General features: G+C 65.6%; 23 protein-coding genes. 13 read left to right on the top strand and 10 right to left on the bottom strand.

What is annotated here, in order from left to right:
* The first annotated feature begins 25 nt into the window (after positions 1-25).
* The 4 genes from ACVT6V_RS25905 to ACVT6V_RS25890 all read left to right on the top strand — a co-directional run bounded on the left by ACVT6V_RS25905 (position 26) and on the right by ACVT6V_RS25890 (position 4212).
* Positions 26-994 (top strand): NADPH:quinone oxidoreductase family protein, encoded by a 969-nt coding sequence (locus ACVT6V_RS25905; RefSeq protein WP_489896939.1) that lies wholly within the window; start codon positions 26-28, stop codon positions 992-994.
* Between the two features lie 282 nt (positions 995-1276).
* Positions 1277-1552 (top strand): DUF2277 domain-containing protein, encoded by a 276-nt coding sequence (locus tag ACVT6V_RS25900; RefSeq protein WP_489896938.1) that lies wholly within the window; start codon positions 1277-1279, stop codon positions 1550-1552.
* 150 nt (positions 1553-1702) lie between these two features.
* Entirely contained in the window at positions 1703-3454 is a 1752-nt protein-coding gene (locus tag ACVT6V_RS25895) for an ABC transporter substrate-binding protein/permease (RefSeq protein ID WP_489901013.1), read from the top strand.
* Positions 3455-3459: 5 nt separating this feature from the next.
* Positions 3460-4212, top strand: a complete 753-nt coding sequence (locus ACVT6V_RS25890; protein ID WP_489896937.1) for an amino acid ABC transporter ATP-binding protein — start codon at positions 3460-3462, stop codon at positions 4210-4212.
* Here the strand turns inward: ACVT6V_RS25890 and ACVT6V_RS25885 are convergent.
* The 7 genes from ACVT6V_RS25885 to ACVT6V_RS25855 form a co-directional block, all read right to left on the bottom strand.
* Complete coding sequence (locus tag ACVT6V_RS25885; protein WP_489896936.1) at positions 4200-5162, bottom strand: amidohydrolase family protein; 963 nt, start codon at positions 5160-5162, stop codon at positions 4200-4202. The genes ACVT6V_RS25890 and ACVT6V_RS25885 overlap by 13 nt on opposite strands.
* A gap of 48 nt (positions 5163-5210) precedes the next feature.
* Positions 5211-5888, bottom strand: a complete 678-nt coding sequence (locus tag ACVT6V_RS25880) for a PaaI family thioesterase (protein ID WP_489896935.1) — start codon at positions 5886-5888, stop codon at positions 5211-5213.
* A gap of 23 nt (positions 5889-5911) precedes the next feature.
* Positions 5912-7276: an alpha/beta hydrolase domain-containing protein gene (locus ACVT6V_RS25875; RefSeq protein ID WP_489896934.1), complete on the bottom strand. Its 1365-nt coding sequence runs from the start codon at positions 7274-7276 to the stop codon at positions 5912-5914.
* On the bottom strand, positions 7273-7656 hold the full coding sequence (locus ACVT6V_RS25870) for a carboxymuconolactone decarboxylase family protein (RefSeq protein ID WP_489896933.1): 384 nt from the start codon (positions 7654-7656) through the stop codon (positions 7273-7275). Before ACVT6V_RS25870 ends, ACVT6V_RS25875 begins: the two co-directional genes overlap by 4 nt.
* Positions 7653-8543 carry an NAD(P)-dependent oxidoreductase gene (locus tag ACVT6V_RS25865; RefSeq protein ID WP_489896932.1) on the bottom strand — a complete coding sequence of 297 codons (891 nt, stop codon included), beginning with the start codon at positions 8541-8543 and terminating at the stop codon, positions 7653-7655. The genes ACVT6V_RS25870 and ACVT6V_RS25865 overlap by 4 nt, the downstream gene beginning before the upstream one ends.
* Complete coding sequence (locus ACVT6V_RS25860) at positions 8540-9277, bottom strand: SDR family oxidoreductase (RefSeq protein WP_489896931.1); 738 nt, start codon at positions 9275-9277, stop codon at positions 8540-8542. Before ACVT6V_RS25860 ends, ACVT6V_RS25865 begins: the two co-directional genes overlap by 4 nt.
* A 264-nt stretch (positions 9278-9541) precedes the next feature.
* Entirely contained in the window at positions 9542-11008 is a 1467-nt protein-coding gene (locus ACVT6V_RS25855) for an aldehyde dehydrogenase (RefSeq protein ID WP_489901012.1), read from the bottom strand.
* Positions 11009-11072: 64 nt separating this feature from the next.
* On the opposite strand from ACVT6V_RS25855, the gene ACVT6V_RS25850 reads away from it, so the two are divergent.
* The 9 genes from ACVT6V_RS25850 to ACVT6V_RS25810 all read left to right on the top strand — a co-directional run bounded on the left by ACVT6V_RS25850 (position 11073) and on the right by ACVT6V_RS25810 (position 20625).
* Entirely contained in the window at positions 11073-11654 is a 582-nt protein-coding gene (locus ACVT6V_RS25850) for a TetR/AcrR family transcriptional regulator (RefSeq protein WP_489896930.1), read from the top strand.
* On the top strand, positions 11654-12895 hold the full coding sequence (locus ACVT6V_RS25845) for a cytochrome P450 (RefSeq protein WP_489896929.1): 1242 nt from the start codon (positions 11654-11656) through the stop codon (positions 12893-12895). The genes ACVT6V_RS25850 and ACVT6V_RS25845 overlap by 1 nt, the downstream gene beginning before the upstream one ends.
* Positions 12895-13695, top strand: a complete 801-nt coding sequence (locus ACVT6V_RS25840) for an SDR family oxidoreductase (RefSeq protein WP_489896928.1) — start codon at positions 12895-12897, stop codon at positions 13693-13695. Before ACVT6V_RS25845 ends, ACVT6V_RS25840 begins: the two co-directional genes overlap by 1 nt.
* The gene (locus ACVT6V_RS25835) at positions 13695-15062 is read left to right on the top strand and encodes a cytochrome P450 (RefSeq protein WP_489896927.1); all 1368 of its coding nucleotides are present in this window, start codon (positions 13695-13697) and stop codon (positions 15060-15062) included. Before ACVT6V_RS25840 ends, ACVT6V_RS25835 begins: the two co-directional genes overlap by 1 nt.
* Positions 15062-15259: a ferredoxin gene (locus ACVT6V_RS25830; RefSeq protein WP_489896926.1), complete on the top strand. Its 198-nt coding sequence runs from the start codon at positions 15062-15064 to the stop codon at positions 15257-15259. The genes ACVT6V_RS25835 and ACVT6V_RS25830 overlap by 1 nt, the downstream gene beginning before the upstream one ends.
* A gap of 11 nt (positions 15260-15270) precedes the next feature.
* Positions 15271-15816 (top strand): Cif family virulence factor, encoded by a 546-nt coding sequence (locus ACVT6V_RS25825; protein WP_489896925.1) that lies wholly within the window; start codon positions 15271-15273, stop codon positions 15814-15816.
* Positions 15817-15824: 8 nt separating this feature from the next.
* Positions 15825-17093 carry a hypothetical protein gene (locus tag ACVT6V_RS25820; RefSeq protein ID WP_489896924.1) on the top strand — a complete coding sequence of 423 codons (1269 nt, stop codon included), beginning with the start codon at positions 15825-15827 and terminating at the stop codon, positions 17091-17093.
* On the top strand, positions 17093-17995 hold the full coding sequence (locus ACVT6V_RS25815) for an SDR family NAD(P)-dependent oxidoreductase (RefSeq protein WP_489896923.1): 903 nt from the start codon (positions 17093-17095) through the stop codon (positions 17993-17995). Before ACVT6V_RS25820 ends, ACVT6V_RS25815 begins: the two co-directional genes overlap by 1 nt.
* A 764-nt stretch (positions 17996-18759) precedes the next feature.
* On the top strand, positions 18760-20625 hold the full coding sequence (locus ACVT6V_RS25810; RefSeq protein WP_489896922.1) for an HNH endonuclease signature motif containing protein: 1866 nt from the start codon (positions 18760-18762) through the stop codon (positions 20623-20625).
* Positions 20626-20795: 170 nt separating this feature from the next.
* Here the strand turns inward: ACVT6V_RS25810 and ACVT6V_RS25805 are convergent, their stop codons facing one another.
* The 3 genes from ACVT6V_RS25805 to fadD1 are packed head-to-tail and all read right to left on the bottom strand — an operon-like array spanning position 20796 to position 24483.
* On the bottom strand, positions 20796-21854 hold the full coding sequence (locus ACVT6V_RS25805) for an NAD-dependent epimerase/dehydratase family protein (RefSeq protein WP_489896921.1): 1059 nt from the start codon (positions 21852-21854) through the stop codon (positions 20796-20798).
* The gene (locus tag ACVT6V_RS25800; protein WP_489896920.1) at positions 21851-22891 is read right to left on the bottom strand and encodes a phosphotransferase; all 1041 of its coding nucleotides are present in this window, start codon (positions 22889-22891) and stop codon (positions 21851-21853) included. The genes ACVT6V_RS25805 and ACVT6V_RS25800 overlap by 4 nt, the downstream gene beginning before the upstream one ends.
* Entirely contained in the window at positions 22888-24483 is a 1596-nt protein-coding gene (fadD1, locus tag ACVT6V_RS25795) for a fatty-acid--CoA ligase FadD1 (protein WP_489896919.1), read from the bottom strand. Before fadD1 ends, ACVT6V_RS25800 begins: the two co-directional genes overlap by 4 nt.
* Between the last annotated feature and the right edge of the window lie 104 nt (positions 24484-24587).

Here is a 24587-nt window from a genome sequence, read left to right as displayed (position 1 = left end):
TTCGGGGCCGCGTAGGGTGACCGTTATGAAAGCACAAGTGCTCACCGCCGAGACGGGCCCCGCAGGACTGGAACTGACCGACGTCGACGACCCGAAACCCGCCGACGGGCAGGTTCTGGTCGACATCAAGTCGTGTGGAGTCTGCTTTCCCGACCTGCTGATGAGCCAGGGCAAGTACCAACTGCGGATGCCGACTCCGTTCACGCCGGGGACCGAGGTGGCCGGTGTGGTGCGTGAGGCGCCGGAGGGTTCGTCGGTCAAGGCCGGGGACAAAGTGCTCGTGGCCTCGGTCGTCGGCGGTTTCGCCGAACAGGTGACCGCGGCGCCCGAGCAGCTGCTGCCGCTGCCCGAGGGCCTCACCTTCGATCAGGGTGCCGCGATGGGCATCAATTACCAGACGGCGTTGTTTGCGCTGAAGGTCCGCGCGCAGACCGCTCCCGGTGAGATCGTCGGCGTGCTCGGCGCCGCAGGCGGCGTCGGAACGGCATCGATCATGGTGGCGAAGGCCATGGGCGCCAAGGTGATCGCCATCGTGCATCGCAAGGGCGCCGACGAACTGTTGCGCAGCGCCGGCGCCGACGAGATCGTGCAGCTCGAAGAGGGCTGGGGTGCGAAGCTGAAGGAGATCGCACCCGAAGGCGTCGACGTCATGATCGACCCGTCCGGCGGAGAGGTCTTCGATGAGGCGTTGCGTCAGGTCGCCCCCGACGGTCGCTACGTCGTCATCGGTTTCGCGGCCGGCGGCATCCCGACGGTCAAGCTCAACCGGGTGCTGTTCCGCAACATCTCGATCGTCGGCGCGGCGTGGGGCGAGTACGTGCGCACGCACCCGGGCCTACCCGAACTGCTCCACGACGAGCTGGGCGAGATGATCGCGGCCGGCATGAGTCCGCAGGTGAACGTCACCTATTCGCTCGATGAGCTGCCCAAGGCGTTGACCGATCTGGCCGAGGGGCGGATCCTGGGTAAGGCGGTCGTCAAGATCGCCGACTGAACTCGTCGTCGGGCGCGGGTGATCTCGATACGCTCGCTCGCCTGGCGGCTCGCGGCTACTCGATCAGCGGTTGGGCCGACCCTGCCCGCCGGTTGAGTGGTCGACGAGCGGAGCGAGGAGACGGACTTCTCCGCTGGTTGAGTAGTCGACGAGCGGAGCGAGGAGACGGATTCCTCCGCTGGTTGAGTGGTCGACGAGCGGAGCGAGGAGACGGATTCCTCCGCTGGTTGAGTAGTCGACGAGCGGAGCGAGGAGACGTATCGAAACCCGAGGAGCCGACCCATGTGCCGCAACATCACCGAACTGCGGGGTCTCGAGCCCGCGGCCACCGACGAGGAGATCGAGGCCGCCGCCCGTCAGTATGTCCGCAAGGTGAGCGGGGTGCGGCATCCCTCGGCGGCCAACGTCGAGGCGTTCGAAGCGGCCGTTCAGAAGGTCACCGCGGCGACGCATGAGTTGCTCGATGCGCTGCCGGAGCGTCGGCAGCCACCCAAGACGGTGCCGCCGTTGCGCAGGCCCGAGGTGCGCGCCCGGATGGCCGCGCGGGGCTCCGCCTGACATCGGTGGGTTTCGCGCCGCGGTGAGCGGAACTGTTGGGTGCCCACCACCACTGCTCGCTACTGTGCTGAGGTGACCGCCTCCCGACCGGCCCCGGCTCGTCCCGCCCGCAGACCCGTCCGCCACCTGGTCGTCCTCGTCGTCGTGGCGATGATCGGTCTGATCGCCGCCATCGGTGCGCCGGCACCGCGAGCCTCAGCCGCCCCGGCGGACAGCTGCACACCGGCCGGCGCCGCCTCGGCATCGGCCGCCCCGACCAACATGGGGGCGGCCGATCAGGGCGGCGAGGACCGCTACACCACCGCGACGACGACACCCGTCGACCAGATCGACACGAATGCCCTCGGGCTGCTCAAACCCGGGACGATCTCGGTCGGCACGCTGTCGGACGCCGGACCGAGCATCTGTGTGAACAGCGAGGGTGTCTTCACCGGTTTCGACAACGAACTGCTCAAGGCGGTGGCCGCCAAGCTGGGCCTGCAGATCCAGTTCTCGGGAACCGAGTTCGCGGGCCTGCTCTCGCAGGTGGCCAACAATCGGTTCGACGTCGGGTCGTCGTCCATCACCACCACCGACGAGCGGCGACAGACCGTCGATTTCACCAACGGCTACGACTTCGGCTACTTCTCCCTGGTCGCGCCATCGGGCGGACCGATCAAGAGCTTCTCGGATCTGAGTGCGTCCAACCGGATCGGCGTCGTGCAGGGCACCGTTCAAGACGACTACGTGACCAACACACTCAAGCTCGACCCGGTGAAGTTCCCCGACTACGCAACCGCCTACGCGAATCTGAAGAGCGGCCAGATCGACGCGTGGGTTGCGCCGTCGCAGCAGGCGGAGGGGGCGGTCAAGGACGGTGACGGCACCGCCATCGTGGAGAACACCTTCAGCGTCAACAACTTCGTCGCCTGGGCGGTGGGCAAGAACAAGCCGAAGCTGGTCGACGCGCTGAACTCCGGTCTCGACGCGATCATCGCCGACGGCACGTACGCGAAGCTCTACACCGACTGGGTGCCACGCGAACTGCCGGACGGATGGAAACCCGGCAGCAAGGCGGCGCCGACACCGGAATTGCCCGACTTCGCCGCCATCGCCAGGGAGAACGCGGCCGCAGACGCCGCGAAGCAAGACGAGCCGACGGCTCCGAAAGGGACACTCGCCCAACTCGGGAGCACTTTCTTCAACTGGGACCTCTATCAGAAGTCGTTCCCCGACCTGATCAAGACCGGTCTGGTCAACACCCTCATCCTGTCGGTGGTCTCCGGCGTGCTCGGCACAATCCTCGGCATGGCCCTGGCGGTCGCCGGCATCTCCAGGTCACGATGGCTGCGCTGGCCGGCCCGTGTGTACACCGACGTCTTCCGTGGCCTACCCGCCGTGGTGGTGATCCTGATCGTCGGCCTGGGCGTCGGCCCCGTGGTCAAGAACATCACCGGCAACAACCCCTACTGGCTGGGCGCGGTCGCGTTGGCGTTGCTCGCCGCCGCCTACATCGGCGAGATCTTCCGATCGGGCATCCAGAGCATCGACACGGGACAGATGGAGGCCTCGCGCGCCATCGGTTTCAGTTACCGACAGTCCATGCGGCTCGTCGTGATCCCACAGGGTGTCCGGCGCGTGCTGCCCGCTCTGATGAACCAGTTCATCAGTCTGATCAAGGACAGTTCGCTGGTCTACTTCCTCGGTCTGCTGGCGAGTCAACGCGAACTCTTCGCGGTCGGCCGAGACCTCAACGCGCAGACCGGTAACCTCTCGCCGCTGGTGGCCGCCGGCATCATGTACCTCGTCCTCACCATCCCCCTCACACATCTGGTCAACTACATCGACAACCGATTGCGCACGGGTCGACCCCCCGAGATCGAGGACGATCCGTTGCCGGCCACCGCGATCGAGAAGGGTTGAGGGCCATGGCCGACACCACCACCACAGCGCGCCAGGCGGTCTCTCTGACCGGCCACGACCTGCACCTGTCGTTCGGCAAGAATCACGTGTTGCGCGGCGTCGACATCCAGGTCGACGCGGGTACCACGACGACCGTCATCGGGCCGTCCGGTTCCGGGAAGTCGACGCTGCTGCGTGTGCTCAACCGACTGCACGAGCCCGATCAGGGCGACATCCTCCTCGACGGCCGTTCGGTGCTCGACGACAATCCCGACGAACTGCGGCGCCGGATCGGGATGGTGTTCCAGCACTTCAACCTGTTCCCGCACAAGACGGTGGTGGACAACATCGCGCTGGGTCCCCGAAAACTGCGGGGCCTGAGCAAGGACGACGCACGAGCGGTCGCGATGGCGCAGCTCGAGATCGTCGGCCTCACGAACAAGGCGTCGGCGCGTCCCGGGAACCTGTCCGGTGGCCAGCAGCAACGCGTGGCCATAGCGCGCGCACTGGCGATGGAACCGCAGGTCATGTTCTTCGACGAGGCGACCTCGGCACTGGACCCGGAGCTCGTCAAAGGCGTGCTGGCACTGATGGCCGACCTCGCCACCGAAGGCATGACGATGGTCGTCGTCACCCACGAGATGGGATACGCCCGTGACGTGTCCGATCACGTGGTGTTCATGGACCACGGTGTCGTGGTGGAAACGGGCAAGCCCGAACAGATCTTCGACGCCGCAGAATCGGAACGGTTGCGCGCCTTCCTGTCTCAGGTGTTGTGAGAGTCGGCCGCGCCGTCGATCCCGAACAACTCCGCGGCATTGCCGTAGAACGCGCCGCGCAGCCAGTCGTCCCCGAGCTCGAGGCGCTCGAGCGCTTCGAGAGCATGCGTGTACGGGTACGGGATGTTCGGGTAGTCGCTGCCGAACAGGATGCGGTCACCGAGGTCCCGCAGCCGGGGCAGCTCAGCCGTCGGGAACGGGGCGCCTTCCTCGGAGAAGTCGGTGAACGACATGGTCGTGTCGAATCTGACGTTGGGATAACGCTCGGCGAGGTCGAGGAACTCGACATACTCGGGCGTGCCCATGTGCGCGATGATCAGCGGCAACGACGGAAAGCGATGGAGCAGGGTGGCGATCGGCTCCGGTCCGGTGTGGGTGCCGGGTGCGGGGCCCGAGCCGCAATGGATGATCACCGGGACCTGGCTGTCGGCGATCTGCGCCCAGACCCCGTCGAGCAGCGAATCGAGCGGTGAGAAGTCGCCGACCTGGATGTGGCATTTGAAGACCTGTGTTCCGTGCTGAATGGCCTTCGAGACGTATTCCGGCGCCGACTCCTCCGGATAGAAGGTGGCGGTGTGCAGGCAGTCCGGGTGATGTGCGGCGAAGTCCGCCGCCCAACCGTTCAGCCATTCGGCCATGTCAGGTTTGTGTGGGTATACCAGCGACGAGTAAGCACGCACCCCGAACTCCTGCAGGGCCGACACGCGCACGTCCTCGTCGGCACGATAGGCGATCGGCCACTCCCGGCCGATCAGCGGTCCCGCCGAGTCGAAGTATCCCCACACCTTGTCCATCACGGACTTCGGCATGAAATGGGTGTGTACGTCGAGCAGTCCGGGCAGCCCGAGTCGTTGCCATGTTTGCCGGACCTGATCGGCTTCAGCCGAACTGAAGGGTTCGGGCAGGGCCGCGGCCGCAGGCGAGGATCGATCGGGAACAGCGCTGTTCACCGGATCCACGCTACTACGGGCATCTGTGACTGCGATGGAGCATGTCGATCACGAACCCTCTGATGATGCCGGGCCCGCGATCGCGCCGATGCTCTGATCGGGCATGACACCCGCCCAGTCCTTCGGCACGATGAAGGTTCCCTCCGCGGTCACCGTCTCCCCGTCGGCGTCGGACAGCGATCCGCGCACGATCTTCTTACGGCCGTCCCGTTCGACGATGATCGCCCGGGCATGCAGCGGCCCCAGCGGCGTCGGCCGGAGATATCTGACCGAAATGGTGCCCGTGTAGCAGGGCACGTCGTCGGCACTGCCCGCCTGGCCCAGCACGTGGTCGAGGACCATCGCGCACACCCCGCCGTGCACGCACCCGGGCGGCCCCTCATAGGCCGCGCCCAGGGTGAAATCGGTGGTGACCAGTCCGTCCGGATGCCGCGTGCCACGCAGGGGCGGCGCGATCGCGTTGCGCAGTCCGATCACCGCGTTGCCCCATGGCATGCCCAATTTGTCGGCGGTGTGGCGCACACCGAACGCGCCGTCGATCTGCTTGGCACGCAACGATTCCACCACGGCGGAGATCTGTCGGTGGGCCTCGCGGACGGTCGAATCGTCGACCTCGGTGCGGATCACCGCGTCGATCAGTTCCCGGACCGAGTCGGCCAGCGGGCCGTACAGGGCTTTGCGACGTTCGAACTCCTCGGTGGTGATGTCCTCGAGGGTGAAGTGCATGGCGTCTCGTTTCCTGCGGCGCGTCAGTCGGGAATGAGGTCGTGTCGTGCGTCGGACAATGCCTCGTCGCGATCCGCGGGCAGGATGAATCCGCTCTCTACGGCTGTTGCGGTCGCCGCACGGTACCGCCGGTCGTAGTCATCGCGATCGCGATAGTGGGCGGTGAGGCGTTCCGGCGGGATCGGGGTGGTGGAGCCGAACAACACGCAGATGCGGGGGACGTCGTCGCCGACGATTCCGCTCAGCACCTCGGTCGGTGCCTCCACACAGGGTGTGCGGACACCCCCGCGGACATTCCCGAACTCGTCGACGGCGAATAGCGGAGGAGTCATCGAATCGACGACTTCCAGCGGTTGCGCGACAGGCGGTGGGGCGCCGCCGTCGGCCCAGTCGCGGAGGTGATGCAGTGCCGCCCTCAGTACGAGGCGCTGCTGGCCGCGGTTGACCGGCGTCGGGCAGCCGAGCATGTGTTCGTATGGGCCGATCTGATGCAGGTCGGCGTGTGCCGTGCCGGCGATCTCCCAGATGCGCAGGCGATCCGTGTCGGGTTGGCGTGCTCGATGAAACCTGAAGTTCGTCAGGACATCGGTTTCGGTCTGCACGACGAACACCGGGATCTCCAGATCGGTTCTGATCGTCACCGGCTCGTCGGCGAACACGGCGTCGACGTCGACCGCTGTACCGACATCGCCCAGAGGTAGCCCGGCGGCCGCCCGGCTGTGGATGAGCAGGCCGTCGAACACGCGGTGTTCGGCGGCGAAGTGATTGGCATAGGTCGTCAGCGCCATCGCCGACTGTGACTCGCCCACTCCGAGCAGGCGGCGAACAGACAAGCCGCGCAGCGGATGATCGACACCCGACGACTCGCCGGTCGAGCGTAGCGACCCCCCGATCGAGGAGTAGATGTCGTAGCTGTAGGCGTCCCCCGGGTGGTGCATCCCCGCATAGCGGTGGGCGTCATGGGCGACCAGGCCACGGGTCGTGGTTCCGTCGAGCCCGTCGACGGACGGAGGGCCGCCCATCACCCCGGTGTACTGGGCGGACACGCCCGCCCAGGCGTACCCGCCGCGGACGAGTTCTTCGGCCAGATAGGTGTATTCGGGTGCGGCATCGGATCCGCTGCTGACATTGAGCCATTCGACGACGACGGTGCCGTTGAAATCGGCGTCGCGTCGGGGTCTCCGCACGAGCACGCGGGTGGTGAACTTGTCCTCACCGTGTGGGGAGATCGTCCGAGCCCCGTCGGCCGTGTACCGCGTGGCGACACCGTCTGCCGCGTATTCGTTCTCCTGGAAACCGTTGGCGGACAGGTCAGGTCCCGGGGTGGCGCTGACAATCGAGCAGCCACCGCCCCCGGTCACCTCGGTGAACCCGACCGTCGACGTCACTTCTGCTTCTTCTGGTGTTTGGAGATGACATCGCCGAACATGAAATGCATCTTGGTACCCAGCGGCCAGCCGACGTAGTAGCACAGGAACAGGCTGATCTCTTCGAGTTCCTCGGCACTCAGTTCACCGTTGCCGATGGCGGCGCTCGCCTGGATCTCGGCGACGTCGATCTGACCGGCTTGCGCGAGAGCGCCGAGGAGAAGAAGTCGCCGGTCGCGGACCGAGAGGCCCGGCCGCGTCCAGACCTCGCCGAACACCTGATCGGCGGTGTGCGCGAAGAAGTCGCCCGGTCCATCGGACATCTCCCAGCCGTAGACCTTCGACATCATGTCGAGGCCCTTTTGGCGTTGCTCGCTGGTGGTTTCGTCGGCTGCGGTCATGCGTCTTCTCCTTCGTGGTGCGGCACACCCAGTCCGGCGGCGAAATCGCGGAGCGCGATCTCGCCGAGCGGTAGGTCGACCGAGAGTTCGCGTCCCAGTTCGAGAGCCAGTGACAGATCCTTCTCGCCGAGTCCGCGAACCGGTACCAACACGTCATACCAGAAATCGTCGGGTGCGATCTCGGCCGTGGTGTCGCGCAGGATGATCGAGCCGGCACCCCCGGTGATCGCGTCGGTGTGCCGAACGACCTTGCCCAACTTGGTGATGCTGATCCCGGCTGCCTCCGCCAGCTTGGACGCCTCCGCCGCCGCCGTGAACGAGATGAAGTGCAGCAGGTTGCGGGCGAGTTTCATCTTCGTCCCGGCGCCGACATCGTCGCCGGCGTGCACCAGCATCCCCGCGACGAGTCCGAACGGCTCTTTGAGTCGCTCGTAGGAGGCGCGATCGCCGCCGACCATGATCGCCAGTCGTCCCTGTTCGGCACCGGCGGCGCCACCGGAGATCGGGGCGTCGAGCAACGTGACGCCGTGGCGGGCGCAGATTTCGGCGAGATCGATCGCCGTCTGCGGGCCGATGGTCGAATGGACGGTGATGATGGTGCCCGGCGCCGCGGCGCTCAAGAGGCCGTCGTCGCCGGCCACGACGGTGCGGACCTGCTCGTCGTTCAGCACGCAGATGCCGATGATGTCGGAGTTCGCGGCGAGGTCGGTCAGGGATGGGGCAGCAGTCGCACCCTGGTCGACGATCTTGGCGACCGCCTCGTCGGACAGGTCGAACACGTTGAGGCCACCGGGCCACTTGGCCAGGCGTCCCGCCATCGGGCCACCGATGTTGCCGAGTCCCACGTAGCCGAGGCGTACCGGTTTGGCGGGGGAGGCGTCACTCATGACCGGATGACCTGTCCGCCGTCGACGTTGAAGATCTGTCCGGTGATCCAGCCTGCCTCGTCGGACAGCAGGAACTTGCACATGCCGACCAGGTCGTCCGGGGTGCCGAACCGCTTGAGCGGCAACCGGTTGACGATGTCGGCGACCATCTCCTTGGGCGTGGTCGACCGGGTGGCCTCGGTGTCGATCGGGCCGGGGGCGATCGCGTTGACGCGGATGTTCTGCCCACCGAGCTCGGTGGCGAGCTGCTGGGTCAAGCCGTTGATGCCGACCTTGGCCAGTCCGTAGAAGCCGCTGTAGAGCCAAGCGGCGGTGGAGGACTGGTTGACGATCGCGCCGCCGGAGGTCATGTGCGGATAGACGGCGCGGGTCACGTTGAGTGCGCCGTCGAGGTTCACGCTCATGAACTTCTTGTAGTAGTCCCACGGCACGGTGATCAGGAAGTCGAGTTTCATGCCGCCGTAGATCGCGGCGTTGTTGACCAGTCCGTGGACGGTGCCGTACTCCTCGACGGTGGCGGCGGCGAGATCCTTGGCGGACTGTTCGTCTGCGACGTCGGTGTGCACGTACAGGCCGCCGATGTCGGCGGCGACCTGCTTGCCCAGCTCGTCGTTGACGTCGGCGACGACGACGTTGGCGCCCTCGGCGGCCAGACCGCGGGCATAGCCCTCACCGATGCCGCCCGCGGCGCCGGTCACGATGATGGTCTTGTTCTGGAAACGTTCGGAAGTCATGTGTACCTTCTGTTGCTGTTGATTCCGGGTGGTACGTGGTTTCGATACGCGTCTCGCCTAGCGGCTCGCCGCTACTCAACCAGCGAGGTGGGTTCTTGCTGATCGGGTCGACCGGCGTGGGTGGTTCCTGTTCTGATCGGGTCGACCAGGGAGGGGGTCCCGTTGCTGTTCGGGTCGACCAGGGAGGGGTCCCGTTGCTGATCGAGTAGGTGCCGAGCCGCTAGGCGAGGCGCCGTATCGAGATCACTCGCCATCGTCGAACTCTCATGCCGGGGTCGCCACCGCCTTCGTCTCGAGGTACTCCTCGAACCCGGCGAGGCCCATCTCGCGACCGATGCCGGACTGTTTGTAGCCGCCGAACGGGACGTCGGCGGAGTACCAGATACCACCGTTGATGCCCATGGTGCCGGTACGAACCCCGTTGACCACCTTGTTGATCCGATCGGGATCGGTGCCCCACACCGCTCCCGACAAACCGTAGGGGGAGTCGTTGGCGATGCGAATGGCGTCATCGTCGCCGTCGTGGGGGAGGATCACCAGCACCGGGCCGAAGATCTCCTCCTGCGCGACGCGCGCGGAGTTGTCCAGCCCGGAGATCAGCGTCGGCTCCACGTAGAAGCCCTTGTCCTTGTCGGCGGGCCTGCCACCGCCGATCTCGATCGTGCCGCCCTCGGTTTTCGCCAGTGCGATGTAGGACTCGACCCGATCGCGCTGAATTGCGGAGATCAGTGGGCCGCAGATCGTTCCGGCATCTCTCGGGTCGCCGGGGGCCAGGCCCGCGAGAGCGTCCTTGGTCGCGGTGACGGCCTCGGCCAGTTTCTCTCGCGGCACCAGAAGCCGAGTGGTGATCGCGCAGCCCTGTCCGGCGTGGGTGACGACGTTGAATGCGGCCATCGCACAGGCCGACGCCAGATCGGCATCGTCGAGAACGATGAACGCCGACTTCCCGCCGAGTTCGAGGAAGACGCGCTTGAGTGACTCGGCGGCGCCGGCCATCACCCTCTTGCCGGTGGCGGTCGAGCCGGTGAACGAGATGACGTCCACCCGCGGGTCCGTCGACAGTTGCGCACCCACAGCATGATCGCTCGAGGTCACGATGTTGATCACGCCGGGCGGGAAGTCCGTCTCCTCCGCGATGACCTTGCCGACGAGCGCGGCACACCATGGCGTATCGGGTGCCGGTTTGAGGACGACGGTGCAGCCCGCGGCCAGCGCCGGACCGATCTTGGCGAAGTTGATCTGGTGCGGGAAGTTCCACGGCGTGATGGCGCCGACGACGCCTGCCGCCTCCTTGCGGATCTCCCGGATGTTCTTGAGGCCCATCGGTTTCGCCATGCCGAGGTCGGTGGTCCAGGCATAGCTCTCGGCGAGGTCGGCGAACCAGCCGAGGTCGGTGACCGGGCCCTCGAACTGGGGCCCGGTGGTCAGGAATGCCGGAGCGCCGACCTCGGCGATGGTCAGCTCACGGAGTTCATCGCCGTGCGCGAGTAGCGCGTCGCGCAACTGACGCAGGCATCGTGCTCGGAAGGCGTGGTCGCGCGACCAGTCGGTGGTGTCGAAGGCCCGGCGTGCGGCGGCGATGGCGGCGTCCATGTCTTCGGTGGTGCCGTCGGCGGCCTTCCCGAGAACGTCTTCGGTGGCCGGGTTCACGACATCGAAGGTGCCGCCACTTCCGGGGATGAGTTTGCCGTCGATCAGTAACTCGGACGACGATTCGGGGCGTAGGGCCATTGTCTGGAACTCCATCTGGACAGGTGTCTGGACTCAAGTTCAAACCTAGTGTAGCCTCGCTCACATGTCCAGTCCCGTATCTCAGGAATCCACCCGCCGCAGGCTCACCCAGCAGCAGGCCGAGACGGTCGGCAGGCTCACCGACGCGGCGGTGGACGTGCTGAACGACGTCGGGTTCGACGGCCTCACGGTGCGTGGTGTGGCCAAGCTCGCCGGCGTGGCGCCCGCGACTGCGTACACCTATTTCTCATCGAAGAGTCACCTGGTCGCGGAGGTGTTCTGGCGTCGGCTCAGCTCGGGGGTCGCCGAGCCGGACCTGTCGATGGCGCCGACCGAACGCGTCGCCCAGGTGTTGCGCGAGGTGTCGATGGTGGTCGCCGGCCAGGGGCAGCTCGGCGGGGCGGTCACCATGGCGCTGTTGGGGACCGACCCGGACGTCGAGCATCTGCGGTTGCGGATCGGCGGCTTCATCCGGCGTCGGCTCGCCGAGGCGCTGGAGGCTGATCCGGAGAACCCGGGGCCATTGCTCGACGGCCTGGAGATGATCTACGCCGGCGGTCTGGTGCACGCGGGAATGGGACACATGACATACGAGCAGACCTCGGAACGTCTTGTCGCAGCTGCACATCTACTGATGGAGAAGTGATGACCGAAACCGCCACGGGAACGGGGATGGAACATCTCGTCCCGTTCGACCCGTATGCCTATGATTTCCACGAGGATCCGTATCCGACGTACGAGCGGCTGCGGCGTGAGGTGCCCGTCTATCACAACGCCTCGATGGACTTCTGGGCGTTGGCCCGTCACGAGGACGTCCGGGCCGGATTCCGCGACAGCGTCCAGCTGTCCAACAGCTGGGGTGTGTCGATGGACCCGTCCTCCTACGGTCCCGATGCACACAAGTCGATGTCGTTCCTTGCCATGGACGACCCCAAGCACATGCGCATCCGCAAGCTGGTGTCCAAGGGATTCACGCCCCGCCGCGTCGGTGACCTGTCCGGTCGGATCACCGCATTGACGCATCAGCACTGGAGCAAGTGTCTGGACAAGGGCGAGTTCGACTACATCGCGGACTTCGCCGGCCTGTTGCCGATGGACGTCGTGTCGGAACTGCTCGGTGTGCCCGAGCCGGACCGCGCTCATCTGCGCCACCAGTCGGATCTGTTGCTGCATCGGGAAGAGGGTGTGCTCGACATCCCGGAAGCGGCGATCTACGCCTACATCGAACTGCACAAGTACTACTCCGAGCTGATCGCCGATCGGCGCAAGAATCTCGGCGACGATCTGGTGTCGGCGTTGATCACCGCGGAGATCGACGACGACGAGACGGGCGAGAAGATCCGCCTCACCGAGGACGAGATCGTCGGGTTCATGGTCCTGATGGTCGTCGCGGGAAACGAGACGACGACCAAACTCCTTGCCAATGCGCTCTATTGGGGTTGGCGCAACCCGGACGAACTGGCCAAGCCGCTCGCCGATCCGGACTGTGTCGCGGATTGGACGGAGGAGACGCTGCGCTACGACAACTCCACCCAGATGGTGTTGCGGCGCGTGCTCGCCGACGTCGAGTACGGAGGGCTCACGATTCCGGCCGGCGAACGGGTGCTGTTGCTGGTCGGCTCGGCAAACCGGGACGAGGAGGTGTTCGGCGCCGATGCCGACCGGTATCAGATCGGTCGGGACTGCAGCCAGGCCCTGATGAGCTTCGGGATGGGAACCCATTTCTGCCTCGGTGCGCATCTGGCGCGCCTGGAGTCCAACATCGGTCTGGCCGAGGTGGCCCGATCGATCCGCAGCCTCGACATCGACATCGACAACGCCGTCCGCGTGCACTCGGTGAACGTCCGCGGATTCGCCGAACTCCCCGTGAAAGTGCAGGTGCGCTGATGGCATTCATCCCTCATCCGCAGCGTCGTCCGGTGCTGGTGGCCGGTGCATCGTCGGGCATCGGTGCGGCCACCGCCGAATTCCTGGCCGCAGCAGGCTATCCCGTTGCGCTGGCCGCGCGCCGGGTCGAGAAGCTGCAGGAGCTGACCGACAAGATCACCGCCGCCGGCGGCGAAGCCGTAGCGGTTCCGCTGGACATCACCGACGGGACGTCGGTGCAGGACTGTGTTGCCAAAGCGCAGGCCGCGCTGGGGGACTTGGAGATCGTGGTGAGCGGCGCCGGCGACCTCGCCGTCGGCCTGTCCTACGAGGTGGAGCCTGAGGAATTCGCGTCGCAGATCGACATCCATCTGGTCGGCGCCCACCGGCTGTATCGCGCGGTGGTTCCCGGAATGATCGAGCGTGGCCGTGGCGATTACGTGTTCATCGGCTCCGACGTCGTGCTTCATCCGCGGCCCTGGTCATCGGCATATGTGGCGGCGAAGGCCGGCATCGACGGCCTGGTCGCGACAGCCCAGTTGGAGCTGGAGGGGACCGGCGTGCGCGCCAGCGTGATCCGTCCCGGACAAGTCCTGACCGGCATGGGCATGGATCTGGATCAGAAGACCACCGAGCTGATGCTCAACGACTGGATCAGGCACGGATTGGCCCGACACGGCAACTTCCTCGAGCCCGGACACATCGCGCAGGCGGTCGCCGCCATCGTGACGATGCCGCGGGGGGCGCACATGCGTGTGGTCGAGGTGGAGGCCGAGGGCGCTCTGAAGAAGCGTGACAAGCAGTCCGAAGGAGAGCAGTGATGACCGCACTGACCAAGCCCAAACGCGTCTCCGGGGGAGACGGCGAGCACGGCCACCTCGATGAACTGGCATCCGATCCGATCGGGTTGTTCTGGCGGGTCCGGGAGGAGTGCGGTGACGTCGGGCAGTTCCAACTCGCCGACCGTGAGGTGGTTCTCGTGTCCGGGGCTGCCGCCAACGAGGAGTTCTTCCGGGCGCCCGAAGAGGATCTCGACCAGGCCGCCGCATATCCCTTCATGACACCGGTGTTCGGCGAGGGCGTCGTGTTCGACACCAGCCCGGAGGAACGCTCGAAGGCGATCCACAACTCGGCGCTCAAGGGCGCGCACATGAAGCAGCACGCGGTGACGATTCCGAACGAGGTCGAGCGGATCATCGCGAACTGGGGCGACGAGGGAGAGATCGATCTGCTCGAGTTCTTCGCCGAACTCACCCTCTACACGTCGTCGGCATGCCTGATCGGGCGGAAGTTCCGGGAACGCCTCAACGGTCACATCGCGCACCTGTTCCATGATCTGGAGAAGGGTACCGACCCGATCGCCTACGTCGATTACAAGGCCGACATCGAGAGCTTCCGCAAGCGCGATGAGGCACGCGCGGAGCTGGTCGAGTTCATCCAGGGAGTCATGGATGAGCGGATCGCGAATCCGACCGAGGACAAGGCCGATCGCGATCTCATGGACGTGCTCGTGCAGGTCGGGTTCGACGCGAACACCATCACCGGCATGTTCATCTCGATGATGTTCGCCGGGCATCACACGACGTCGGGGACCGCGGCGTGGACGCTGATCGAGTTGCTGCGCAACCCCGACTACATGGCGCGGGTGTACGACGAGCTCGACGAGATCTACGGCGACACCCCACCCGGAGAACGGCCCGAGTACACGTTCGCCCACACGCGGCAGATGCCTCAGCTGGAGAACTCGCTGAAGGAGGCCCTGCGTCTGCATCCGCCCCTGATCGTCTTGATGCGGGTGGTGCAGAAGGATTTCCACGTGGAGGACTTCGAGGTGACGGCCGGTCAGTCGATCGCGGTGTCGCCGGCCGTGTCTAACCGTTTGCCGGAGGATTTCCCGTCACCGGACACATTCGACCCGGACCGCTACGACAAGCCTCGTCAGGAGGACCTGGTCAATCGGTGGACGTGGATACCGTTTGGTGCCGGCCGTCATCGTTGCGTCGGTGCGCAGTTCGCGATCATGCAGCTGAAGGCCATCTTCTCGGTGCTCTTCCAGAACTACGAGTTCGAGATGCTCCAGCCGTCGGAGACCTACCGCAACGACCACTCCAAGATGGTGGTGCAGCTGCAACAGCCGTGCCGGGTCAGCTATCGGAGGCGGATGCGGTCGGGGGCGGAGTCGGGCTGATGCGTGTGGAAGTGGATCTCGATTTATGTCAGGGACATGGGATGTGCGAGATGGAGGCTCCCGAGGTCTTCGAGGCGCACAAGGACCACGTGAAAATCCTGAACGCGACTCCCGACGAGAGCCTGCGGACCGAGGTGGAGGCCGCGGTGATGTACTGCCCGACCCAAGCTCTGAAAATTGTCGACGATGACGAATGAAGTGGAGTGACATGTCTTTTGATCGTGCCGAATTGGAAGAGATGAAACACCGTTGGCTCGATGCCAATGTGGAGGCCGAAAAGGCCGGGGACTGGAAGCCGCTCGCCGAGTTCTACACCGAGGACGCCACCTACGGATGGAACTACGGTCCGGAAAAGGACTTCATGGCGGTGGGTCGGGACGAGATCCGTGAGCTCGCCCTGGGTCAGGAGATGGAAGGCCTCGAGGGCTGGGAGTACCCCTATCAGGCGTGGGTGATCGACGACCAGACCGGCGACATGATCGGGCTGTGGAAGCAGGTATACCAGGGCAAGCGTGAGGACGGCACCCACTACGCGCTCGAGGGTATCCAGGGAAGTTGGTTCAAGTACGCCGGCAACTTCCAGTTCTCCTGGCAGCGGGACTTCTTCGACTTCGGAAACGTCTCCGCGCTGTTCATCGAGATGCTGAAGAACAATGCGATGAGCGACGGCATGCTCAAGCGCATCGAGAAGTCGGCGCCCGGTGATCTGCCCGGGTGGTATCCGTTCGGCAAAGCACCGGTCGAGTTCTGGTGATCTGACCGATGACTCAATCAGCCCCGGGCTATCAAGGCCTGAGTCAGGACCAACTCGCCATCCTGGTCCCGGAACTGCTGCTCTCGGGGCAGCTGATCGACCGCAGCGGGATGGCGCATCTGATCAGCGACTTCGGCCGCGAGGTGATGGGACAGGTCGCCATCGAGGAATGGATGGCGGCGAGTCCGGTGTACACCCATCGGATGCGGGCCGCGCTCGGGATCGACGGCGACGGTGTGGAGGACATGTTCAAGTGTCTTCAGCTCGACATCGGCGCACCCCCACAGTTCATGGACTTTCGGTACGAGGTGACCGACAAATACCACGGTTCGTTCCTGCTGCGGCACTGTGGCGCGTTGATGGACGTGGAGCCGCTGGGTGACGAGTATGTGACCACGATGTGCCATGACATCGAGGACCCGACCTTCGACGCGACGGCCATCGCGACGAATCGGCGGGCCCGTATCCGGCCGGTCCACCGGCCCCCGCGTCGACCGGCCGACCGGATGCCGCACTGCGAGTGGACGGTGACCATCGAGCCTGATCGCGAGGAGCTTCCGCTGCCCTCCGACGCCGCCGAGATGTTCACATCCGCGGCCGGGCGCCTGGTTCTCACGCCGATAGACGTCACGGCAGGAGGCGGTCACAGCGATTACCGTGGACCGCTCGTCGCCGACCTGCAGTTCCGGGAATGGTCGCGGTCGGCACTGGCGCGTATCGCCGAAGAAGTTGCGTTGCAGCATCAACTGTTGTCGCTCGGATTCTTGAAGTCGGTGCGCAGGCACGCCGACAGCGAGGAGCAGGCCCGCGAGATCTTCCGCAAGCAGTTGACCGGAATCGCAGGCCTCGCCGCGGATCGTCTACGCGCGGCACTCGGTCTGGGCTCGGATGCCACCGGTTTGGCATCGGTGATCAACCTGCACCCCGTTCTCGGGCCGTGGCAGTACACCGGCGTGTGTGCCGAGGTGCGCGGCGACGACGTGGTGGTGCGGGTACCGAAGGTCTCCGATGCCGTCACCGACGGCGGATGGGTCACGGTGTTGGGCACAGAGCATCACGAGCCTCTGCAGGCGATCGGCACCGCCGTCGATGCGCACTGGTCGGTGGCGTCGGCGGACGACGTCGACGATGCGATCGAGTTCGTCATGTCGCTGGGTGCGACGTCACACGAGGAGTTCGGTGAGGTTGCGGTGGCACGGTTCAGTTCCGGCGCATCCTTCGAGTTCGCCGACCGCGGTCGATCGATCCCGATCACGCCGGTGGGCAGCAGGGTCTGATGACTGACGATCCCGTGCGGTCGGGTTCGGTGACCCCGGATCTCAGCCTGTCCGGGCGGGTCGCGGTGGTCGCCGGTGCGACGCGCGGCATCGGCCTGGCGGTCTCGTACGCACTGGCCGGGCGAGGGGTGTCCCTCGTGGTGAACGGTCGCGATCCGGTGGCGGTGGACGACACCGTCACCGAGATCCGCGGCGGTGGTGGGTATGCGGTAGGCATCGTCGGCTCCGCGGGAGAAGACGGAGTGGCCCAGAAGTTGGTCGACACGGCACTGTCGGAGTTCGGGGCGCTCGACATCGCGATCAACTGCGCAGGCATCGCGGAGCCGCCGGGGTCGACGATTCTCTCGATCTCGACACAGGACTTTCGGGAGCAGGTGGATGCACATCTGATGAGTGCTTTCCACCTGCTGCAGGCGGCGGGGCGGGTCTTCTCCGAGCAAGAGACGGGGTCGATCGTGTTGACCGGTTCCGCTGCATCGCTCGGCATGTTCGGCGGCAGTGGCTATCCGGCGGCCAAGGGTGGGGTGAACAGTCTCGCGCTCGCCGCGGCTGCTGACCTGGCGGATCGGGGAGTCCGCGTGAATGTGGTCATGCCGGGCGCGAAGTCGCGCCTGTCCACCGGTGACGATTTCGTCGCACATATCGAGAGCCTGCACCGTCGCGGAATCCTCGATGACGTGACCAAGGATGCGGCATTGGACCCGGCGCCGCCCGAGTACGTGGCCTCCCTGTACGTCTTCCTGTCGAGTGATGCCGCCAAGGGGATCTCGGGACAGGTGTTCACCGCCGCAGGTGGATTCATCGGTCGATACGAACCGGCGCAGGCGACGTTCATCGCCTACCGCGATCACAAGGACAGTGCGCCTTACACATTGGCGGAGTTGGCCGAGCTCCTGGACTGAGTGCGTATCACCCTCCTCCAGGTGTCGGAATCGTCTGCGGTGGTTTGCTTTTCGTTTCGGGGCGACAGCGTTGGCGGTGGTGTGCGTTTCGATCCCTGAGGAGGTCCGGAGCGCCAGCAGCGGTGTGTGCCCTTCGATCCCTGAGGAGGTCCGGAGCGCTAGCGGAGGGCCGTCACGAAGGGCGGCCCTTCGTGACGCTCGCAAGCTCGCTCCTCAGGGACCGAGGTGAGACGCTCGCAAGCTCCCTCCGCAGTCGATGCCTCAGCCATGTCGATTCCTGCGGAAGTCCGGAGCGGCGATGTGTGCCTTTCGATCCCTGAGGACAATTGGAGCGCTAGCGGTGGTGTGCGTTTCGATCCCTAACGAGGTCCGGAGCGCCAGCGGTGGTGTGGGCGTTTCGATCCCTGAGGAGGTCCGGAGCGCTAGCGGCGGTGTGTGCCCTTCGATCCCTGAGGAGGTCCGGAGCGCTAGCGGAGGACCGTCACGAAGGGTCGACCCCGCGCGCGAGAAAGCGTCTGCGCAGCAACCATTCTTGTCGGTGGCAGCCGATACTCTGTACCCAGTCGAAGTGATGGGGGCTATCCACAAGCTCCGCCGGTGACGAGCGTTCTTGTCGGTGGCCGTGGTTAATCTGGTGTCAGTTGAATTTCCAACGCGGGCCGTGTTTTCGATGATGGGCTGGTGTCGTTGCTGTTCTGTCTCCGTAGCGCCTGCGGGCGCGGAAAGTTCGTTCCTGATGAGCGAGCATCACGAAGGGTGGGGTCGTGTTCTCCTATTCGGATCCGGTTGCTGATGATGCGATTCTGTCTTCGGTCGGGTCGGCGGACGCGGTCACCGAGGCGCGTGCTGCGCTGCTGTTGAGTCGTCAGGCTGAGGCGCGAGCGGTGTTGTTGGCCTTCCGGATTGGTGAGAATGTACACGATGACTTGATGGTGGGGCTGAGTCCAGCTGCTGAGATGAAGGTTCGTCGTCATGCGGAGAAGGCTGCAGTCGGAGAGATTTCGGTGCAGCTGGGTCTGTCGCGGACCAAGGCCGGCAAGTGGTATCGCCTGGGATCGGCGTTGCAGCACATGGCCAAATTGAGGATGGCGTATCTGGCCGGCGAGTACAGTACCAATCGGATGTCGGAGTTGGTGCATTCGGTTGAGGCGGCATCTGATGTCATGCAGCGTAATTCGAGTCCCAGCACGGATGTGTCAGATGCCGATGGCGATGCCACGGGCGATGCGGCGGCAGATGACGACGACACCGATAGTGATGCCGATCCGGCCACCTGTGATCCGTCCGACACGGCCGATCCCGCCGACGCTGACGCCGCTGATGCCGCTGCCGAGTTCGGGCCGGTGATGGATATGGAGGATATCGCTCTGGAGTACGGGGCGCGTCCGACGACGGACAAGGTGTTGCGCGATGAGTTGGCCGGGGTGGTGATCGGGCTGGATCCGGAGGGTGCGGCCGAGGCGCGCAAGGAGTTCGGTCGGGCGTGGCAGAACGTCACGGTCACCAACGACAGTTCCGGACACGCCAACATCGACGCCTGCGTACCGGCCGAGCATGGAGTGTTCCTGCGCGAGGGGATTGCCGCACTGATAAAAGAGCGGTTGTGTCGGCGGGATCCGCGCACCTTGGGGCAACAGCGGGTCGAAGCGTTGGCGGAACTCATCGGCACCCCGGGTGTGCGACTGGCCTGCCGATGCGGTGGCGATGACTGTCCCTATGGTGGAGCGCCGACTGACCCTACCTCTGGGCCGGCCGGTCCGACCGAGCCTTCCTCACCCGGGCCCGACTGTGGCCGGGACGATGACCGTGATGGTGACGACGCAATCGATATCGACGGTCCCACCGATGATGGCGCCTCCGAGGATCGTAGCGACCACGCCGACGGCGACGACGCGGCGAGAGATGAAAACCTCTCCGACAGTGCGGCTTCAGCCGGGGGTGACCAGGCGGCCGACGACGTCGAGCGCAATCGCCGCCCCGCATCCGATCGCGAGGTGGACCACGATCGCGAGCCGTACCCTGATCCCGTGGCAGATCGGGTGCTCGAGCACGAGCCCGCGCCGGACGGTGTACCCGAGTTCCCGCTCGCCCCCGTCCCGAAGCCCTGGACGCTGGTGCTCGACAAGGTCGGCGTCGAGGTCCCCCGACTACGTGGCTACGGGGCGATCGACCCTCCCATGGCCACAGACCTCACCGACCGCGCCACGCTGATCACGTTGCCGGACAAACCGAACCGCCGCACGGCCGGGCGGATCGTGGTCGGCGAGCGTGGTCGGGCCCACCCGGTTGATCCGTCCGGGCATGGTGGCCACGACCTGCCACCGCCGGGTGCACTGACGTATGCGCCGTCGGCGCGGTTGCGGGAGCAGATTCTGTTGTCGGACCTGTACTGTCGATACCCCTACTGCGGCAGACCAGCTCACGAATGCGACCTTGATCACCTCGTGAAGTTTCTGCGTGCGGACCCGTACGTTGGTGGTTGGACTGTGCCCGAAAACCTGGCACCGCTGTGCCGGCCGGATCATCAGCGCAAGCACATGGGTCTGTGGATACCGGTCATGCACGTCGACCGCACCATCACATGGAGGAACCCGCGCACGGGGCGGGAGATCGTCACGTATCCGCGGTGAGGCCCTTCGTGACGCATCGCTCGTTCCTCGCGAGGCTCCTCAGGGATCGGGTGGTGACGCATCGCTCGTTCCTCGCGAGGCTCCTCAGGGATCGGGTGGTGACGCATCGCTCGTTCCTCGGAGGCTCCTCAGGGGTCGGGGTGACGCATTGCTCGTTCCACGCGAGGCCGTCAGGGACCGGGGTGGTGACGCTCTGCTGGTTCCGCGCGAGGCTGCTCGGGGACCGGCTGGTGCCCGGCCGACCGCCGGTTTGCGTCGCGGTCGACCCAGAACCGCGCACCTTCGCCGACGGCGTCGGCAACCGGTCGGGGATGCCACCCCAGGTCTTGCTCGGCCTTACCGTGGTCCATCGGGGACATGAGATGCATCAGCCGAACCGACGTGAGCGTCAGGCGTGTCGGTCGTGCGGTGAACCGGGCGCGTAGCGACCCCACCGCCCCCAGCAGGTAGAGGATCGGCAGCGGAAGGACCACGCGGGGTGCCGTCCGTCCGGCGCTGCGCGCCGCGATCGACACGATCTCACCGAGGTCGATGAATCTCTCGGACACGATGTAGCGCTCGCCCACGTGTCCATGATCTGCGGCCAGGATCAGGGCTCTCGCCGCATCGTCCACACCGACCGATTCCGCGCGGCAACCGCGAACCGTGAAGGGCAACTTGCCCAGTGCGGCACCGGCGACGAACGAACCGTGTGGTGTCGGCTGCCAGTCACCCGCACCGTAGGTGTTGGCCACACACATCGCGGTCGCCGGAAACCCGCGCTCCCGCACATACCGCAGGACCAGATTCTCGGCGGTCACACGAGACCTGACATAGCCGGGTGCCCTGTCGGCCCAGTTGAACGCATCGTCCTCGGTGGCCTGGCGTCCTTTCACCAGCCCGATGGTCGCCACCGAACTCGTGAAGACGAACGAACGCAGTCCTGCGTCGACGGCCACATCGAGCACCGCACGCAGGGCATCGACATTCGTGCGGTACAGGGGTTCCGGATCACGGAGCCACGCACGGGTGTCGACCGCACAGTAGAACACCACATCGCAGCCGCGCAGTGCAGCGGCCACGGTTTCCGAGTCGACGAGCTCACCGACGATCAATTCGACATCCAGCCCGTCGATCGCGCGGGTGTCACTGGTCTCACGCACGAGCACGCGCACCTTTTCGCCCGCATCCACCAATTGATGAACGACCCGCGAGCCGAGGAAGCCCGTGCCGCCGATCACCAACTTCATCCCAGCGCACCCGGTGTCAGGTCGGCGATGGCCGTGGCTGCGCGCTCCAGCATCGTCATGAACATCCGGTCACCGCGTTCTGTCGGCATCGCTGCAGCGCAACCGAACACGATGATCATCGGTGCCTGGATCAATGAGTCGATGTAGTCGGTCCAACACGTCGAGAGCGGATAGTCGTCGACGCCGCGCTCGAGCAGTGCCTGGTGATAGGCGCCGACGACCTCTCGCTCACATGTTCGGCGAGTCTCCACGTCGACGCTGGTGGACAGGAGAAAAGCGATGTCGCGCAACGGGTTGCCGACGGTGATGGTCTGCCAGTCGACGACGGTCACCGTCCCGTCGGGGCCGAACATGACATTGTCGATTCGCAGGTCGCCGTGGATCAAAGAGTAGTGCCGTGGTGTGCGCTCGAGCCAGTCGCCGGCCTCGGCCACCAGCCAGTCGATTGCCGCGGCTGTCCGTCCGGCGAGGTTGTATCGAGCCCGAAACTGGTCGGCCATCGGTTCGAGGATGGAGTCCATGAGGACGCGATCCTCATGGTTGGGCAACGTGAGGCCGGGCACGTCGAACAGGGTCTCGTCGCACCACCGCGGCGCGTGCAACCCTGCTGCGGCGACGGCGATCGCGTGGGCCTCCTGGGCGCTGCAGCCGGCGATCTGATCGCCTTGGACGGCGGGCGCCATGTCCTCGAGTAACAATGCGAACTCGGTGTTGTCCTCGGAGATCACCGCCGCGTGGCAACGCGGTACCGGGATGGCGACCGTCGGCGCGATCCGCTGATAGAAGAGCACCTCGTTGCGGAACACTCCGGCCGCGAACTCCCGCTGGGAGCGTTCCCCGATGGCGACCTTCGCGACCATCGTCTGCGGCAGCGAACCGGCGGTCGAGTACTCGGGCGTTATCCGGAAGGACCCGGCCATCTGACCGGATCCGACGGATTCCACGGCCATGGAATCGATCTCCACATCCGGGTGCGTGGGTCTGAGCAGGTCGCAGAGCCACGTTGCGGTCAGGTCTTCGACCCGTGTGGGGATCACACCGTCGCCGCGGACGCGGCCGCCACGCGATACCCGGTCGACCGCGCCTCCCGCACCCAGAGGGTTCCCGCACCCGCGACCGGCCCCTCCTTCTTCAGCTCACGCTTGAGGATCTTGTTCGTCGCCGTCGTGGGCAGGTCATCCTCGATGCGGACAAACCGCGGCCACGCCTTGGGGGAGAGGTCCGCCTGTGCGGCGAGCTGTTCGGCCAGCGCCTCGGGGGTGAGCGTGGCATCATCCTGCAGGACCACAGCCGCCATCACGGCATCGCCCACATGCTCATCGGGGACCGCGTAGACCGCCACCCGGTTGATCTCGGGGAGCCGCAACAGGATTCGCTCGATGGGTCCGGCGGCCATGTTCTCCCCGTCCACCCTCATCCAGTCGCCGGTGCGGCCCGCGAGGTAGATCCAGTCGTCGGCATCCTTGTAGGCGAGGTCACCCGACCAGTACATGCCGTCACGGAGCCGCTCGCTGGTGGCCGTCTCGTCGTTGTAGTAGCCCATGAACATCCCGGCGCCCTCGACGTTGACCAGTTCGCCGATGGCCTCGTCGGCGTTGGCGAGTGCCCCGGTCTCGTCGAACTGGGCCCGTGCACATTCGGTATGTGTCTCCGAGTTGTACACGGCCACATTGGGAAAGCCCTTGCCGATCGACCCTTCGGGTGTCCCGGGTTCGCGGGTGATGATGATCGCGAGTTCGGTGGAGCCGAACCCGTCCCACACGGTGCAGTCGAAGCGTCGTGAGAACTCGTTGATGTCGCGGTCGGTGGCCTCGTTGCCGAACGCCACGCGCAGGGGATTGTCGGCGTCGTCCGGTTGTTCCTCGGTGGCCAGAATGTACGCGAGGGGCTTGCCGACATAATTCATGTACGTCGCCCCATAGCGGCGGATGTCGGCCAGGAACGTCGATGCGGAGAACTTCGCCGGGGCGATGGCCGCACCGCCGCACAACGCCACACAGTATCCGCCCATCAGTGCGGCCGAGTGGAACAGCGGCATCGACAGGTAGCAGACGTCGCCGGGGCCGATGCTGTACTTGTCGACCAGGACGGGGCCCGCGAACGGCATCATCATGTGCGCGAAGCGAACCGGCTTCGGATTACCGCTGGTGCCGGAGGTGAAGATCAGCATGAACGTGTCGGCGGCCGTCGGCACGGAGAACGGCACCAGCTCTCCGGCGGTGTCGAGCAACTGTGTCCACTCGGGTGACGAGGTGTCGACAACCGTGACTCCGGGGAGATCGAGCCCGTCCAACAGCAGTCGGTGCTGGGCGTCGGTGATGAGCACCTGGCAGTCCGCACGCACGATGTCCGCGGCGAGTCCGTCGCCGCGCCGGGTGTTGTTCACGCCGACGGTGACGTAGCCGCCGAGCGCTCCCGCGGCGAGGGCACGCAGCATGTCCGGGGTGTTGCCGAGCAGCGTTCCGACGTGCATCGGCCGCGTGGGATCGGCGAGTCCCAGCACTGCCGAGGCCATGCGTTCGGCGTCGGCGATGTACTCGCGCCACGACCACTGCCGACCCTCGAAGGTGATCGCCAGATTGTCGTCGTCTCTACGCTCCTGCAGGAGCTGCGTCACGGTCTCGGCCACGCGACCACTGTAGAACGTGTTCTCGTTTCGTGTGAACAGAATCTCGAAAATGTCTACTCGCCCCTGGGGAGGTACGCGTCGGTGCGGGCGCACGGCGTCGGAAC

It is taken from the genome of Gordonia sp. LMA167 (assembly GCF_058130025.1).
The sequence above is the reverse complement of the archived record's forward strand: the minus strand, read 5'-3'. Positions and strand labels throughout refer to the sequence as shown.

Coding starts and splice junctions, on each gene's coding strand:
- ACVT6V_RS25905 (WP_489896939.1), top strand. CDS start 26: ATGAAAGCACAAGTGCTCACCGCCGAGACGGGCCCCGCAGGACTGGAA.
- ACVT6V_RS25900 (WP_489896938.1), top strand. CDS start 1,277: ATGTGCCGCAACATCACCGAACTGCGGGGTCTCGAGCCCGCGGCCACC.
- ACVT6V_RS25895 (WP_489901013.1), top strand. CDS start 1,703: ATGATCGGTCTGATCGCCGCCATCGGTGCGCCGGCACCGCGAGCCTCA.
- ACVT6V_RS25890 (WP_489896937.1), top strand. CDS start 3,460: ATGGCCGACACCACCACCACAGCGCGCCAGGCGGTCTCTCTGACCGGC.
- ACVT6V_RS25880 (WP_489896935.1), bottom strand. CDS start 5,888: ATGCACTTCACCCTCGAGGACATCACCACCGAGGAGTTCGAACGTCGC.
- ACVT6V_RS25870 (WP_489896933.1), bottom strand. CDS start 7,656: ATGACCGCAGCCGACGAAACCACCAGCGAGCAACGCCAAAAGGGCCTC.
- ACVT6V_RS25865 (WP_489896932.1), bottom strand. CDS start 8,543: ATGAGTGACGCCTCCCCCGCCAAACCGGTACGCCTCGGCTACGTGGGA.
- ACVT6V_RS25860 (WP_489896931.1), bottom strand. CDS start 9,277: ATGACTTCCGAACGTTTCCAGAACAAGACCATCATCGTGACCGGCGCC.
- ACVT6V_RS25855 (WP_489901012.1), bottom strand. CDS start 11,008: ATGGCCCTACGCCCCGAATCGTCGTCCGAGTTACTGATCGACGGCAAA.
- ACVT6V_RS25850 (WP_489896930.1), top strand. CDS start 11,073: ATGTCCAGTCCCGTATCTCAGGAATCCACCCGCCGCAGGCTCACCCAG.
- ACVT6V_RS25845 (WP_489896929.1), top strand. CDS start 11,654: ATGACCGAAACCGCCACGGGAACGGGGATGGAACATCTCGTCCCGTTC.
- ACVT6V_RS25840 (WP_489896928.1), top strand. CDS start 12,895: ATGGCATTCATCCCTCATCCGCAGCGTCGTCCGGTGCTGGTGGCCGGT.
- ACVT6V_RS25835 (WP_489896927.1), top strand. CDS start 13,695: ATGACCGCACTGACCAAGCCCAAACGCGTCTCCGGGGGAGACGGCGAG.
- ACVT6V_RS25830 (WP_489896926.1), top strand. CDS start 15,062: ATGCGTGTGGAAGTGGATCTCGATTTATGTCAGGGACATGGGATGTGC.
- ACVT6V_RS25825 (WP_489896925.1), top strand. CDS start 15,271: ATGTCTTTTGATCGTGCCGAATTGGAAGAGATGAAACACCGTTGGCTC.
- ACVT6V_RS25820 (WP_489896924.1), top strand. CDS start 15,825: ATGACTCAATCAGCCCCGGGCTATCAAGGCCTGAGTCAGGACCAACTC.
- ACVT6V_RS25815 (WP_489896923.1), top strand. CDS start 17,093: ATGACTGACGATCCCGTGCGGTCGGGTTCGGTGACCCCGGATCTCAGC.
- ACVT6V_RS25805 (WP_489896921.1), bottom strand. CDS start 21,854: ATGAAGTTGGTGATCGGCGGCACGGGCTTCCTCGGCTCGCGGGTCGTT.